This is a genomic window from Pseudonocardia sp. Ae717_Ps2 (assembly GCF_001932475.1).
GTDB lineage: Bacteria > Actinomycetota > Actinomycetes > Mycobacteriales > Pseudonocardiaceae > Pseudonocardia.
On record NZ_MCIS01000008.1, the window covers coordinates 30,425 to 44,220 of the forward strand.

The 13,796-nt window shown below is 69.3% G+C and carries 15 protein-coding genes; 12 read left to right on the forward strand and 3 right to left on the reverse strand.

The features are described 5' to 3' along the window. Positions 1–142: 142 nt before the first annotated feature. The 6 genes from Ae717Ps2_RS31670 to Ae717Ps2_RS36795 all read left to right on the forward strand — a co-directional run bounded on the left by Ae717Ps2_RS31670 (position 143) and on the right by Ae717Ps2_RS36795 (position 5,239). Positions 143–835 (forward strand): hypothetical protein, encoded by a 693-nt coding sequence (locus tag Ae717Ps2_RS31670; protein WP_075334679.1) that lies wholly within the window; start codon positions 143–145, stop codon positions 833–835. Further along, positions 798–1,310, forward strand: coding sequence for a hypothetical protein (locus Ae717Ps2_RS31675; RefSeq protein ID WP_075334668.1), 513 nt, complete (start codon positions 798–800; stop codon positions 1,308–1,310). Before Ae717Ps2_RS31670 ends, Ae717Ps2_RS31675 begins: the two co-directional genes overlap by 38 nt. 1,073 nt (positions 1,311–2,383) lie before the next feature. Beyond that, positions 2,384–2,674, forward strand: a complete 291-nt coding sequence (locus tag Ae717Ps2_RS31680; protein WP_075334680.1) for a hypothetical protein — start codon at positions 2,384–2,386, stop codon at positions 2,672–2,674. 40 nt (positions 2,675–2,714) lie between these two features. Continuing rightward, positions 2,715–3,089 (forward strand): hypothetical protein, encoded by a 375-nt coding sequence (locus Ae717Ps2_RS31685; protein WP_075334681.1) that lies wholly within the window; start codon positions 2,715–2,717, stop codon positions 3,087–3,089. Between the two features lie 65 nt (positions 3,090–3,154). Further along, on the forward strand, positions 3,155–3,598 hold the full coding sequence (locus tag Ae717Ps2_RS31690; protein ID WP_143510775.1) for a hypothetical protein: 444 nt from the start codon (positions 3,155–3,157) through the stop codon (positions 3,596–3,598). 1,026 nt (positions 3,599–4,624) lie between these two features. Next, positions 4,625–5,239 carry a hypothetical protein gene (locus Ae717Ps2_RS36795; RefSeq protein WP_143510777.1) on the forward strand — a complete coding sequence of 205 codons (615 nt, stop codon included), beginning with the start codon at positions 4,625–4,627 and terminating at the stop codon, positions 5,237–5,239. A gap of 334 nt (positions 5,240–5,573) precedes the next feature. Here the strand turns inward: Ae717Ps2_RS36795 and Ae717Ps2_RS31695 are convergent, their stop codons facing one another. From Ae717Ps2_RS31695 to Ae717Ps2_RS31705, 3 genes are all read right to left on the reverse strand, one after another. Continuing rightward, positions 5,574–5,759 carry a hypothetical protein gene (locus Ae717Ps2_RS31695; protein ID WP_075334671.1) on the reverse strand — a complete coding sequence of 62 codons (186 nt, stop codon included), beginning with the start codon at positions 5,757–5,759 and terminating at the stop codon, positions 5,574–5,576. Beyond that, complete coding sequence (locus Ae717Ps2_RS31700; RefSeq protein ID WP_075334672.1) at positions 5,756–6,151, reverse strand: hypothetical protein; 396 nt, start codon at positions 6,149–6,151, stop codon at positions 5,756–5,758. Before Ae717Ps2_RS31700 ends, Ae717Ps2_RS31695 begins: the two co-directional genes overlap by 4 nt. A 595-nt stretch (positions 6,152–6,746) precedes the next feature. Then, a complete protein-coding gene (locus Ae717Ps2_RS31705) occupies positions 6,747–7,223 on the reverse strand; it encodes a hypothetical protein (protein ID WP_143510773.1) in 477 nt (158 codons plus the stop codon). A 451-nt stretch (positions 7,224–7,674) separates the two neighbouring features. Here Ae717Ps2_RS31705 and Ae717Ps2_RS31710 point away from each other — a divergent pair, with 451 nt between their 5' ends. The 6 genes from Ae717Ps2_RS31710 (at position 7,675) to Ae717Ps2_RS31735 (ending at position 13,481) form a co-directional block, all read left to right on the forward strand. Further along, positions 7,675–8,442: a GntR family transcriptional regulator gene (locus tag Ae717Ps2_RS31710; RefSeq protein ID WP_075334674.1), complete on the forward strand. Its 768-nt coding sequence runs from the start codon at positions 7,675–7,677 to the stop codon at positions 8,440–8,442. A 304-nt stretch (positions 8,443–8,746) separates the two neighbouring features. After that, positions 8,747–9,388 (forward strand): UTRA domain-containing protein, encoded by a 642-nt coding sequence (locus Ae717Ps2_RS31715; RefSeq protein ID WP_304442464.1) that lies wholly within the window; start codon positions 8,747–8,749, stop codon positions 9,386–9,388. A 117-nt stretch (positions 9,389–9,505) separates the two neighbouring features. After that, on the forward strand, positions 9,506–9,913 hold the full coding sequence (locus tag Ae717Ps2_RS31720; protein WP_075334656.1) for a hypothetical protein: 408 nt from the start codon (positions 9,506–9,508) through the stop codon (positions 9,911–9,913). 112 nt (positions 9,914–10,025) lie between these two features. Continuing rightward, positions 10,026–11,189: an FtsK/SpoIIIE domain-containing protein gene (locus tag Ae717Ps2_RS31725; RefSeq protein WP_075334684.1), complete on the forward strand. Its 1,164-nt coding sequence runs from the start codon at positions 10,026–10,028 to the stop codon at positions 11,187–11,189. 778 nt (positions 11,190–11,967) lie between these two features. Beyond that, complete coding sequence (locus tag Ae717Ps2_RS31730; RefSeq protein ID WP_075334685.1) at positions 11,968–13,125, forward strand: protein rep; 1,158 nt, start codon at positions 11,968–11,970, stop codon at positions 13,123–13,125. 122 nt (positions 13,126–13,247) lie between these two features. Next, the gene (locus Ae717Ps2_RS31735; RefSeq protein WP_075334670.1) at positions 13,248–13,481 is read left to right on the forward strand and encodes a hypothetical protein; all 234 of its coding nucleotides are present in this window, start codon (positions 13,248–13,250) and stop codon (positions 13,479–13,481) included. The last annotated feature ends 315 nt before the right edge of the window (positions 13,482–13,796 follow it).

Here is a 13,796-nt window from a genome sequence, read left to right on the forward strand (position 1 = left end):
CCGGGCAAGGCGCAGGGCGACGCGGCCTGATCCGCCCGGCCAAGTAGAGAAAGAGACGTCGACCCCGCATTCCCGACCATTTCGGAATGCGGGGCCGCATTCGTGCTGCGCCAAAAAACAATCGCTAGAAATGGGGAGAGAAATGGGATTCTGGACCGCGCGGCAGGAGCGGGCTCTCGACGAGCGAGAGGTCGACGCCCTGTGGTGGGCCTGGCGGCAGGCCTGTGAGGGCGCCGGGCTGTGCACCCGGGTCGACACCGTCACCGGCCCCACCGTGACCGTGCCCCGCCTCGTCGACGTCGTGCTCGGGCCGCCGGTCGTGCTGACGGTGCAGCTGCTCCCGGGTCAGCTGCTCGGCGACCTGCGCCGGGTCGCGCTGCGCATCGCCCCGCACCTGGGCGCCGTCGCCCTGCGGGTCACCGCCCTCGGGCAGATCCACGCCCGCATCGAGCTGCTCGGCGCCGACCCGCTCGACGGCACCGTGGGTCTGCCCCTGCCCGCCGCCCCGGGCCGGGTCCTGCTCGGCCGCGACGAGACCGCCCGGGATCTCGTGCAGTCCTGGGCCGACGACGTCGCCCACACCATCGTTCAAGGCGTCACCCGCTCCGGGAAGTCGGTCTTCACCTACGGGCTGCTGTCCCAGCTCGCCGCCGACCCGCTGGTCACCCCTCTGCGGCAGCGACCCCACCGGGCTGCTCTGGCGCCCGTTCGCCGGGATCCGGCACGCCGCGTGGCAGGTCTCCGGCGTCGACGACCTGGCCGCCCACGAAGCGCTCCTGCTGGCCCTGGTCGAGGACATGGACGCCCGGATCTCCTCGATGCCTGCCGACCGTGACACCGTCGAGATCACCCCGGCCCAGCCGCTGCGGGTCGTCGTCCTCGAGGAGCTGGCCGCGCTCTACCGGGTCGCCGACGCCGCGTCGACGACCAAGGACCCGATCGGCAAGCGCATCCGCGCCCTGATCGGGCGTCTGCTCGCCGAGGGAGCGAAGGCCGGTTACCGGCTGGTGCTGATCGTGCAGCGCGCCGAGGCCGCGATCGTCGGGGCGTTCGAGCGCGCCATGTGCTCGCTGCGGATCTCCTTCCGCACCGACAACCGGGCGTCGGTCGAGCTGCTGCACCCCGGCGCTCCGGCCGAGCTGGCCGACCAGCACACCGTCGCCTGCCCCGGCGTCGCCCTGCTGTCGGCCCCCGGCGAGGAGCTGACCCGCTTCCGGGCCCCCTACCTGGGCGGATACCCCGAGTACGTCGCCGCGGTCAGGGCGGCATGCCCGCCGGACCAGAGCGGCCCCGTCGCGATCGCGGCCTGAGCTCGTGCAGATCGACCCGACCGCTCCCGGCGTGTCGCCCCTGATCGGGGCCCGCCGGGGGCCACTGTCGGACCCCAGGAAAGCCGAGAGCCCCAGGCGCGCGAACGCCCAGGGCTCTGCACCAGCGGCGGACCGAGTCGATGTCCCTGCAAAGGAGAGGTCTTCCGCTGTGGCTGATCGCCACGGTACGGGCACCGGAGACGGTGCACCACGCCGACACACACACGACGCCCGATCGGCCGTCTCCGGCGCGCTCAGAGGTGCCCGTGGCGATGCCCTGGCCCCTGCTGCAGCCGGAGCCGGGCCGCGCGGCGCCGGAGGCGCAAGCGCGGGCCCGGCGGCCGAGCGCAGCGAGGCCCTTGTGCAGATCGACCCGACCGCTCCCGGCGTGTCGCCCCTGATCGGGGCCCGCCGGGGGCCACTGTCGGACCCCAGGAAAGCCGAGAGCCCCAGGCGCGCGAACGCCCAGGGCTCTGCACCAGCGGCGGACCGAGTCGATGTCCCTGCAAAGGAGAGGTCTTCCGCTGTGGCTGATCGCCACGGTACGGGCACCGGAGACGGTGCACCACGCCGACACACACACGACGCCCGATCGGCCGTCTCCGGCGCGCTCAGAGGTGGCCCGTGGCGATGCCCTGGCCCTGCTGCAGCCGGAGCCGGGCCGCGCGGCGCCGGAGGCGCAAGCGCGGGCCCGGCGGCCGAGCGCAGCGAGGCCCCTTGGCACTTTCACGAACAACTCTTCCGCTGCAGGTCGGACGGCCACGACCAGGTCCGGCGTGAGGTGCAGAGCTGGCTCACCCTCCGTGAGACCCTGCCCAAGCTCGACCGCACGGACCCGATCGCGGTGCAGGACCGGCGCAGTGATCGCCGGCTGAGCGGTGGGCGATCCGCAAGGGGTTGCGGCAGGTCGCGCAGGGCCGGACCGCGAGCTGCGGGCTCCCCGGCGGCCGCCCGGACGGCTCGGTCGTCTTGCGGGTCACCGACGCCACCGGTACCCCGGCCCAGGGCTCGACCGGCGCCACCGGCCGGGTCGCCGGGTTCTCCGGGCTCTGGTCCTGCGGCTCGGTCTGGATGTGCCCGAGTGCTCGGTCAAGATCGCGGCCAAGCGCTCGGAGGAGGTCGGGAAGGTCCTGGGCCACCACGTCGGCACCGGCGGGGTCCCGCTGCTGGTCACCCTCACGATGCGCCACCACCGCGAGCACTCCCTGGCCGAGTGCTTGGCCGCGCTGACCAAGGGGTGGGGAGCGGTCACCGGGGGCCGCGCCGCCCAGCGCGACTACGCCGCTGGCCTGCGGGGATGGGTCCGCGCTTTGGAGGTCACCGCTCGATGGACAACGGCTGGCACGTCCACGTGCACGCCCTGATCGTCGTTGAGCAGACCATGTCCGACGACGCCGTCGACGCATGACCGGGAGCTGGTTCGCCCGTTGGTCGGCCGGTCTGGTGCGGGCCGGGATGCCCGCCCCGACCCTGGAGCACGGTCTCGACGTCCAGCGCGTCGACCTCGGATCCGCCGGCCTTTCCGAGACTTCCGGAGCCTGGGCCCGCTACCTCTGCAAGGGCCTGGCCTCCGAGGCCGTGATGGGCTCGACCAAGGCCGCGCGCGGCACCTCCCGCTCGATCTACGAGCTGATGCACGACGCCACCGTGGGCCGCCGGATGGAGAACCCCGACACCGGCCAGGTCGTGCAGCTCGGCCGACCTGCACGCCCGCCACCTGCTCCGCGAGTACGAGGAGCTGATCCGCGGACGCCGTCAGCTCACCTGGTCCCAGCGTGACCACGACCTGCGCTGCGACGTCGTCGACCTTGACGAGGAGCAGACCGACGAGGAGATCGTCGCCGTTGAGTTTGGAGGGCGAGAACGTTGCGGTCCTGCCCTCGCACTCGTGGAAGATCGTCGAGTCCCGCGCGGCCGAGCTGCTCGACGTCACTGAGCGCCACGGCGTCGACGCCGCCCGAGCTTGGCTCGACGACCTCGGCGTCGAGTGGTGGCTACCGACCCGCTCACCGACGCCCGGCGGCCGGGTGTCCTACCCGGAGAGGATTGACCTGATGGACCAGGACGTCGCCCGCGAGCGAATCGACGAGCTAGTGCAACGGATGAGCCCGTTGTCCGACGGCCGCCGCCGGATCAGGTTCACGAAGAAGGGCCGGAGTGCTGACCCCACGGCAGCCCTGCACGCCCTCGCCGTCGACGACTACGAGGTCGCGATCATGCGCAACGCCGAGACCGGACGCACCTGGTTCGAGGCCCGGTTCGTCTGGCCGCACCGGCCCTCTGCCTGACCGCTACCACCGCCCGCTCCTCGCACCTATGCATTGGAATGATCTTGAGGGCGACGGGCCGCACCGAACGCATGTCGTCGATACGACGACTAGCGGCCAGCAGGGTCAAGGAGACGTTCTCGCCCCCGGACATGAACATGTCCCTTGATGCCCGCTAGGGCCTCCGTCGACGGGCCCGGCCTACGCCGGGACGTGACGTTCTGTGACCGACCCGCGCGCCACGCTGACCAGGCAATCAATGATGCATAGGTCTTGTGAGACTTGATCTTGGCCCCAGCGCTCTCAGCCACGCCAGCGCAGCAGCGGCGGCACGGCGTTGTTGACCGGATCCACGGTCAACAACCACCAGCAACAACCACCAGGACCGCCAGCCCCTATGCATCCACTGATGATCTTCAGTCGGGGGTGCGGTCTGGGTGGCCGCCGGTGGCGGCCGGGCGGTGGTCCGGGCCGTCGAGTGGTGGCTCTTGAGGGTCGGGCGAGCGAGATGTTTCACTCAGCTGGTGATGATTGGAAAATCTGGACAACGAATGGTCTTGCCCGTAGCGAAGGTGATTTTTGCTGCAGGGATGGCGATGTTTTTGTTATTGAGTGTTTCTTCTGCTGCAATGGCGCAGGATTCGGGGGAAGTGGATCGGGTTGAGGTAGGTTCGCCTGATGGGCTTGCTCATCTTGTGCTCGAGTTTGATAGGCCGTTGCCGCAGAGTGAAGCAGAGAAGATCCGTTCTCGCTTCACGAGTGTTACTTCTTTCGAGGCTCAAGATTATCAGCGAGTTGAAACCCTGGGCTGCCATAGAGGGTTTGACCGATCAGATCGGAATGGGGTTCTGTCGCTTCAGTTCACGTGTCTGCCGTCGCACGGAGTGGTTGCGTGGGGATATAGACTGTCTCCGGCGGTGAAGTCGACAGTTGTTGGACCGGTGACAGAAAGGGGTCTGCAGTGGTGGCAGAACGGCGCGAAAGAGGCCGAGTAACTCTAGTCATGTAGAGTCGGCGGACTATATTTTTCACGGTTCGATGAATCCGGTGTTTGTGAACGACGTCCTTGACTATCAGGATCTCTTCACGTATCGCCACAATCTGGGCGGTGGTGGTACTGCAAAGCTAGTATTCGCTGGTTCTTTACGGTTGACGTTGATGAATGAGGAGCAGGGGCCTTCTTTTCGGTCGTGGATTGTTTTTGACGACGAGGAAGATCAGGTCTTAGAAGTTGCGGCGGGTGTTGAGGCTCGGGCGCGGCGGCTAGCGGAAGGAGTTCTTCGAGACTTGGGGCTGACCGCGTTGGGCTGGGAAGTGCGTGGTGTTTTTGTGGCGTCGCCGTCTCCGGTGTCGTCGCCGCGCCCGGGCCTTGAAATGGGGACGGACCTTGCAGTTGAGATCGACTCGGGTAGGGATGTCAGCGGCGCGTTTGTTGCTGAGAGTGTCGCGGTGCACTTCACGACTTCGGTTGCTCACGAGGTGGCGTGTGTGGCGACTGCCGAGCAGATTCAAGATCGTGTTCTGGAGTTGGAGTGCGGGGTTCCTCGTCCTACTTGCCCGCGGCATCCGCATCCGTTGATGCCGCGCATGGTGGAGGGGGTTCCGTCGTGGGAGTGCCCTCGTGATCCAAGCCACTACAGCGTCCCGATGTCTGGGACGTGACTGGACTGTCGCGCTGTTGCGGAGCCGAGGCTTTCCCGCTCACTGAGGTGTTCTCAGTAGCGGGGTGGGAGGTTGTGGCGACACGCCGAGGGCGGTGAGATGAGCGGGAACGGGGCAGGACCCCGGTAGATCGGTCGGTCCAGCACAGATCGACACCGTCACCGAGGTCCTGCATGTCTGATCCTGTCACCTACACCGCTGTCCTCCCGATCGGGGAGCACACCGTGGCCTATCTGGCGCGGCTTCTGGTCCTTCAACGCCGTCGAGGTGGCACCCGGCGGCGGGCGTTGACCCCGTTCGCGCAGGCAGTGGCGATCCTCTCGGGGGAAGCTCGTTAGACCGGGCTGATGCCGGTCTCGGCGTTGGCGTGCTGGCAGAAGACGATCACCCGGTCGCCGTCCGGCCCCCGGTAGATCGTCGCGTCGTCGGCGTCGGTCAGGTGGTGGACCGGGACGCCGTCGAGGTGTTGCACGCTGTGGGTCCAGGGCGGCGGGAACCGGTCGGTGATCAGCTCGGTCACCGGGGTCGCGCGCCGATCGTTCCGACCACCTGATCGCGCAGGCTGGCGTCATCGGCGGCGAGCAGCAGCAGCGCGGACAGCACCTCGATCTTGTCGACGTGCCGCCCGAGTCGCCGCCGCGCGATCCGGGTCACCTGTTCGAACGCGTCCACGACGTCGTCGTCGAGCATCGCCGTGTACTTCGACCCGGCCCGCTTCGCCGGGGGCACCGGACGGGGCTCCGGCGGGGTCAGTACCGGCTCGGTCACCGCCGCAGGCTCCGGCATCGTGATCTGGTCCGAGTGCTGCGGGTGTTCCACCGCACCACCGGCGCTGTCGTCGGATCGACGACGGGTCGCCCCGGCGGCTGCCGCGAGACTCCGGCGGGCCCCGGCCCGCTTCCGCTCCGCCATCACGAGGTCTCCTTGATCAGTTCGTCGAGCACCAGCTCGTAGTCGCCCAACTGCTCGGGTGCGGTCCCCCGGGCCACCGCGAACTCCACGAGGTGGCGCACCTGCGCGGTCATCGTCGGGATGTCCTCGCCCTCGGCCCACGTCCGCGCCTCGCTCCCGGACCTCCACCGGCTGTCGACGTCGACCAGCAGCAGCGACGCGGTCAGCGGGGACAGAGAGTCTGCCTCGGCCGCGAGCTCGAAGACCTGCTCGATCGCTGCCAGGTCCGCCCCGGCCCCGCGGCACGATCAGGTGCTCGGACAGCGTGAGGGCCTGCCGCAACAGGTTCGGGTTCTTCGGCCCGGCGTCGAGGATCACGTGGGTGTAGTCGTCGAGCATTGGTCGGAGCTGGCGGGCCAGGTGCCGGTCGGCTGCCTCGATGACGATGCACCGATCCGCTGGCCAATCCTTGGCGAGCTGCGACCAGGCCAACGCACCGTCTTGGTCCGGGTCGGCGTCGACGAGCAGCGTCCGCCCGGACCGGGCCAGCCCGAGCGCCAGGTGCACGGCCGTCGTCGTCTTCCCGGGCCGCCCTTGAGGTGTCCCACGGTGAGTCTCATGACCACTCCGTCGTTGTCGTCGTATCGTCGACGTTACCGTCATGACGGTGTGACGTCTGTGCGGCACCCCGTCGCATGTCCCCGGTCGTCGTCCGCCTGGTCGCGGCCGTGAGTCGGGTCCACCGCTTCTGCATCGCCTGCCGGCCGCCGAGCTGCCCGTCGACCGCCTCGGCGACCTGCTCCCAGGTCATACCTTCTGCCCCCCATTTCAGGGTGCGCAGCAAATCCCGCTCGTATCTATCGGCAGCACTACGCAGCGATTCACACATAGCGAAAAGAGCGGCAGGCTCACCCTCGCTGAAATCGTATTCTTCGTCATCTTTGATGCGAATATAAAATGCATCAAGATATTCGGATGCGACTTTCGCGATAGTGTCGCTGTGCTCGATCTCGCCTCGTGGAAAAACCTCTCGCAGCCGGTCAATCGCCTTCCCCGTGTCCATATGTAAATTATACGACGACAGCGCCGTCACGTCATGTCAACCTAACAACGACATTGCCGTCGAACCGTCTTGCCGTCTTGACGGCCAACCGTTGATGTCGTTGATACGACGACACACCCGTCTAGCCTGTCGCCAGACAGGTGGTGTCCTCGGAGGTTGGGTCTGCGGTCACGTCGGCGCGCTTGCGCCTGGCCGTCGTGGGGCCCGCAACATCTCGGCTCGACCGGCGGTCGAGCTGCCCAGGCTTGCGGGTCCTGCGGCGGCCGTGCTGCCTCCGGGGCCGACGTGAGCGCAGGGCCAGCCGGAGCCGCCCCAGCCACCCCGCCCACCTGCTCGGCCGCAGGCTCCTCGGGACTGCGGGAGCTGAGGCGCACCACGCAGTGGCCGCCGGAGGCATGGGGTTAGGGCCCCGCCTACTAGGGAATATCCCGTTTAGCGGTATGCTTGTGTACATAAGCAGACAAGTTAGGAGGTGGCATCGATGGTGCTGAACCCGAAGGCGTCCACGCCGCTCTACCAGCAGGTGGCCGATATCCTGCGGGGCCGGATCACCGAGGGCACCTATGGACCAGGCAGCAAGCTCCCCAGCGAGTCCGAGCTGATCGAGGAGCTTGCCTCGGCTACTCGTCCGACCATCCGCCGGGGTCTGGCGATCCTGGTGCAGGAGGGCCTGACCGAGTCCCGCCAGGGCAAGGGCGTGTTCGTTCGCGAGGTGCCGCCGGTCATCGCCGTCCGGAACAGCCGGTTCTCGCGGGAGGCTCGTGCTCAGGGCAAGGGCGCTCTTGCCGCTGAGGCCGAGGCTCTGGGCCTGGAGTGGCGCTCCGAGGAACTGTCCCCGGTCGAGACGGTGACGGTCTCTTCTGAGGTCGCGAAGGTCATCGGCGAGGACGAGGCGGTCGTCAAGCGCCGGCGGATGTGGGTTGGTGGTGTCCCGACCCAGCTCGCGGACTCCTACATCCCGGCCAGCGTCGACCGGCAGATCGGCTACTCCGCCGGTCAGACGGCTCCCGGCGGCATCTACGGCCTATTGGAGGCCAACGGCCACGAGATCGTCCGCTACCGCGAGCGGCTGCGGGCGCGCCTCGCGACGCAAGAGGAGGCGATCGCGCTGGACCTCCCACTAGGAGCTCCAGTCGTGGTCCTGGCCCACCACGCCATCGACCAGGACGGCAAGGTCGTCGAGTACTTCGACTCGGTCGCGGCGGCTGACCGGCACATCTACGACTACGAGTTCGACGCCCCGGCGTAGGTCGTTCTCGCAGGTCAGGGGCGGGGTCCAATAGCGGACCCCCCCTTCCAGCGGACCGCGGGAGCGGAGGTGCACCGCGCGCTGGTCGTCGGGAGGCTGCTGTTGCGTTGGTACCTAGGTATCATGTAGCCATAGGCACCCTGTAGTAGAGAGAAGTGGAAGGAACACTCGAAATGGCAGTCCACAAGTTGGCCCGGGCCGAGGCCCCTTATATGCAGATCGCCCGGTCGATTTCGGAGAGAATCGCCAGGGGTGAACTGTCTCCGGGTGACAGGCTCCCGACCGGAGTTCAGATTCAGGAGGATTGGGAGTTAGCCGGGCAACGGCTAACAAGGTTGCGGCGCAACTCCGAAACACCGGCCTGGCCTACACTGAGCCCGGTATTGGTCTGATCGTCGCCTCCGGGTCCTCGACCACCGGTGTCACCCCGGATGCGATGTGGCGCCGGATGCTCAGCGGTGGCCCCATCTACCTGCCTAACGAGCGCAGCGAACGCACCGTCGGAACGGCGCCGGGGAGCGATGCACCAGAGATCGTTCTCGCCTGCCTTGACGCCACGGTCGCGTCCCAGCTTGTCTACCGGCGGCGCGTGATCTACCGGGACGATCAGCCGTACACCGTCGCGACCTCATGGTTCCTGCCCGCCCTCCTTGACCAGCAGGTCGACGTCACCGCCCGGCTGCTCGACGACGACTCGATCCCGGAGGGGTCGCCGGCCTACATCGCCGAGAGGCTGGGCCGGGATCTCACGGGGCACCACCACGTTGTGGGGATCGTCCGCGCGACCGCTCCGGAAGCCGAGTCCCTGCGGGTGGGTGAGGGTGAGCCGCTCCTGCGGATCGTCGACACGATCCAGGTCGAAGGCGGCTGGCCGATCGAGGTGGGCACCTACTGCTACCCGGAGGCGCCGGTGATCGTTACCAGCGAGAGCAGCACGAACCTCTGAGCTTCTGACCTGCGGTTCTCCGTCCTGGACTCCGGTGTTGCGTAGGTGCCTAGGCACCTGTTACCTTGACCTGCATAGGCACCTAAGTACCGGGGCCGCAGACACCAGGAGACGACGATGCGCAGCTACCCGATCGATACCGACCGCGTGACCCTGATCAGCACCGGCACCGTGATTCCGGTGGCGAAGTGGGTGGAGCTGTCCGACGGCTCGCGGCGCCCCGACCCGCAGGGTCGCCAGGAGGTCGACGAGCACGGTCGTGGCTTGTGGCGGGTCGAGGCGATCACCCCGGCCGACCAGGCCGACGAGCGGGACAAGACGGCCGTGGTCGAGATCCTGGTCGCTTCCCACGACCAGCCTGCGGTCGGTGGTTTCGGGCAGCCGCTGCACTTCGAGGGGCTGGTGATGACCCCGGGCTACGTGCAGCGCAAGACCGGGCAGCTCACCCCGCCGCGCTGGTCCGCGGACGGGATCCGCGGTCAGGCCGCTCCGCGCCCGGGCAAGGCGCAGGGCGACGCGGCCTGATCCGCCCGGCCAAGTAGAGAAAGAGACGTCGACCCCGCATTCCCGACCATTTCGGAATGCGGGGCCGCATTCGTGCTGCGCCAAAAAACAATCGCTAGAAATGGGGAGAGAAATGGGATTCTGGACCGCGCGGCAGGAGCGGGCTCTCGACGAGCGAGAGGTCGACGCCCTGTGGTGGGCCTGGCGGCAGGCCTGTGAGGGCGCCGGGCTGTGCACCCGGGTCGACACCGTCACCGGCCCCACCGTGACCGTGCCCCGCCTCGTCGACGTCGTGCTCGGGCCGCCGGTCGTGCTGACGGTGCAGCTGCTCCCGGGTCAGCTGCTCGGCGACCTGCGCCGGGTCGCGCTGCGCATCGCCCCGCACCTGGGCGCCGTCGCCCTGCGGGTCACCGCCCTCGGGCAGATCCACGCCCGCATCGAGCTGCTCGGCGCCGACCCGCTCGACGGCACCGTGGGTCTGCCCCTGCCCGCCGCCCCGGGCCGGGTCCTGCTCGGCCGCGACGAGACCGCCCGGGATCTCGTGCAGTCCTGGGCCGACGTCGCCCACACCATCGTTCAAGGCGTCACCCGCTCCGGGAAGTCGGTCTTCACCTACGGGCTGCTGTCCCAGCTCGCCGCCGACCCGCTGGTCACCCTCTGCGGCAGCGACCCCACCGGGCTGCTCTGGCGCCCGTTCGCCGGGATCCGGCACGCCGCGTGGCAGGTCTCCGGCGTCGACGACCTGGCCGCCCACGAAGCGCTCCTGCTGGCCCTGGTCGAGGACATGGACGCCCGGATCTCCTCGATGCCTGCCGACCGTGACACCGTCGAGATCACCCCGGCCCAGCCGCTGCGGGTCGTCGTCCTCGAGGAGCTGGCCGCGCTCTACCGGGTCGCCGACGCCGCGTCGACGACCAAGGACCCGATCGGCAAGCGCATCCGCGCCCTGATCGGGCGTCTGCTCGCCGAGGGAGCGAAGGCCGGTTACCGGCTGGTGCTGATCGTGCAGCGCGCCGAGGCCGCGATCGTCGGGGCGTTCGAGCGCGCCATGTGCTCGCTGCGGATCTCCTTCCGCACCGACAACCGGGCGTCGGTCGAGCTGCTGCACCCCGGCGCTCCGGCCGAGCTGGCCGACCAGCACACCGTCGCCTGCCCCGGCGTCGCCCTGCTGTCGGCCCCCGGCGAGGAGCTGACCCGCTTCCGGGCCCCCTACCTGGGCGGATACCCCGAGTACGTCGCCGCGGTCAGGGCGGCATGCCCGCCGGACCAGAGCGGCCCCGTCGCGATCGCGGCCTGAGCTCGTGCAGATCGACCCGACCGCTCCCGGCGTGTCGCCCCTGATCGGGGCCCGCCGGGGGCCACTGTCGGACCCCAGGAAAGCCGAGAGCCCCAGGCGCGCGAACGCCCAGGGCTCTGCACCAGCGGCGGACCGAGTCGATGTCCCTGCAAAGGAGAGGTCTTCCGCTGTGGCTGATCGCCACGGTACGGGCACCGGAGACGGTGCACCACGCCGACACACACACGACGCCCGATCGGCCGTCTCCGGCGCGCTCAGAGGTGCCCGTGGCGATGCCCTGGCCCCTGCTGCAGCCGGAGCCGGGCCGCGCGGCGCCGGAGGCGCAAGCGCGGGCCCGGCGGCCGAGCGCAGCGAGGCCCTTGTGCAGATCGACCCGACCGCTCCCGGCGTGTCGCCCCTGATCGGGGCCCGCCGGGGCCACTGTCGGACCCCAGGAAAGCCGAGAGCCCCAGGCGCGCGAACGCCCAGGGCTCTGCACCAGCGGCGGACCGAGTCGATGTCCCTGCAAAGGAGAGGTCTTCCGCTGTGGCTGATCGCCACGGTACGGGCACCGGACGGTGCACCACGCCGACACACACACGACGCCCGATCGGCCGTCTCCGGCGCGCTCAGAGGTGCCCGTGGCGATGCCCTGGCCCCTGCTGCAGCCGGAGCCGGGCCGCGCGGCGCCGGAGGCGCAAGCGCGGGCCCGGCGGCCGAGCGCAGCGAGGCCCTTGGCACTTTCACGAACAACTCTTCCGCTGCAGGTCAGGACGGCCACGACCAGGTCCGGCGTGAGGTGCAGAGCTGGCTCACCCTCCGTGAGACCCTGCCCAAGCTCGACCGCACGGACCCGATCGCGGTGCAGGACCGGCGCAGTGATCGCCGGGCTGAGCGGTGGGCGATCCGCAAGGGGTTGCGGCAGGTCGCGCAGGGCCGGACCGCGAGCTGCGGGCTCCCCGGCGGCCGCCCGGACGGCTCGGTCGTCTTGCGGGTCACCGACGCCACCGGTACCCCGGCCCAGGGCTCGACCGGCGCCACCGGCCGGGTCGCCGGGTTCTCCGGGCTCTGGTCCTGCGGCTCGGTCTGGATGTGCCCCGAGTGCTCGGTCAAGATCGCGGCCAAGCGCTCGGAGGAGGTCGGGAAGGTCCTGGGCCACCACGTCGGCACCGGCGGGGTCCCGCTGCTGGTCACCCTCACGATGCGCCACCACCGCGAGCACTCCCTGGCCGAGTGCTTGGCCGCGCTGACCAAGGGGTGGGGAGCGGTCACCGGGGGCCGCGCCGCCCAGCGCGACTACGCCGCTGGCCTGCGGGGATGGGTCCGCGCTTTGGAGGTCACCCGCTCGATGGACAACGGCTGGCACGTCCACGTGCACGCCCTGATCGTCGTTGAGCAGACCATGTCCGACGACGCCGTCGACGCCATGACCGGGAGCTGGTTCGCCCGTTGGTCGGCCGGTCTGGTGCGGGCCGGGATGCCCGCCCCGACCCTGGAGCACGGTCTCGACGTCCAGCGCGTCGACCTCGGATCCGCCGGCCTTTCCGAGACTTCCGGAGCCTGGGCCCGCTACCTCTGCAAGGGCCTGGCCTCCGAGGCCGTGATGGGCTCGACCAAGGCCGCGCGCGGCACCTCCCGCTCGATCTACGAGCTGATGCACGACGCCACCGTGGGCCGCCGGATGGAGAACCCCGACACCGGCCAGGTCGTGCAGCTCGCCGACCTGCACGCCCGCCACCTGCTCCGCGAGTACGAGGAGCTGATCCGCGGACGCCGTCAGCTCACCTGGTCCCAGCGTGACCACGACCTGCGCTGCGACGTCGTCGACCTTGACGAGGAGCAGACCGACGAGGAGATCGTCGCCGTTGAGTTGGAGGGCGAGAACGTTGCGGTCCTGCCCTCGCACTCGTGGAAGATCGTCGAGTCCCGCGCGCGCCGAGCTGCTCGACGTCACTGAGCGCCACGGCGTCGACGCCGCCCGAGCTTGGCTCGACGACCTCGGCGTCGAGTGGTGGCTACCGACCCGCCTCACCGACGCCCGGCGGCCGGGTGTCCTACCCGGAGAGGAGGACCTGATTGATGGACCAGGACGTCGCCCGCGAGCGAATCGACGAGCTAGTGCAACGGATGAGCCCGTTGTCCGACGGCCGCCGCCGGATCAGGTTCACGAAGAAGGGCCGGAGTGCTGACCCCACGGCAGCCCTGCACGCCCTCGCCGTCGACGACTACGAGGTCGCGATCATGCGCAACGCCGAGACCGGACGCACCTGGTTCGAGGCCCGGTTCGTCTGGCCGCACCGGCCCTCTGCCTGACCGCTACCACCGCCACCGCTCCTCGCACCTATGCATTGGAAATGATCTTGAGGGCGACGGGCCGCACCGAACGCATGTCGTCGATACGACGACTAGCGGCCAGCAGGGTCAAGGAGACGTTCTCGCCCCCGGACATGAACATGTCCTTGATGCCCGCTAGGGCCTCCGTCGACGGGCCCCGGCCTACGCCGGGACGTGACGTTCTGTGACCGACTCGCGCGCCACGCTGACCAGGCAATCAATGATGCATAGGTCTTGTGAGACTTGATCTTGAGCCCCAGCGCTCTCAGCCACGCCAGCGCAGCAGCGCGAGCA

Coding starts and splice junctions, on each gene's coding strand:
- Ae717Ps2_RS31670 (WP_075334679.1), top strand. CDS start 143: ATGGGATTCTGGACCGCGCGGCAGGAGCGGGCTCTCGACGAGCGAGAG.
- Ae717Ps2_RS31675 (WP_075334668.1), top strand. CDS start 798: ATGGACGCCCGGATCTCCTCGATGCCTGCCGACCGTGACACCGTCGAG.
- Ae717Ps2_RS31685 (WP_075334681.1), top strand. CDS start 2,715: ATGACCGGGAGCTGGTTCGCCCGTTGGTCGGCCGGTCTGGTGCGGGCC.
- Ae717Ps2_RS31700 (WP_075334672.1), bottom strand. CDS start 6,151: ATGGCGGAGCGGAAGCGGGCCGGGGCCCGCCGGAGTCTCGCGGCAGCC.
- Ae717Ps2_RS31710 (WP_075334674.1), top strand. CDS start 7,675: ATGGTGCTGAACCCGAAGGCGTCCACGCCGCTCTACCAGCAGGTGGCC.
- Ae717Ps2_RS31720 (WP_075334656.1), top strand. CDS start 9,506: ATGCGCAGCTACCCGATCGATACCGACCGCGTGACCCTGATCAGCACC.
- Ae717Ps2_RS31725 (WP_075334684.1), top strand. CDS start 10,026: ATGGGATTCTGGACCGCGCGGCAGGAGCGGGCTCTCGACGAGCGAGAG.
- Ae717Ps2_RS31735 (WP_075334670.1), top strand. CDS start 13,248: ATGGACCAGGACGTCGCCCGCGAGCGAATCGACGAGCTAGTGCAACGG.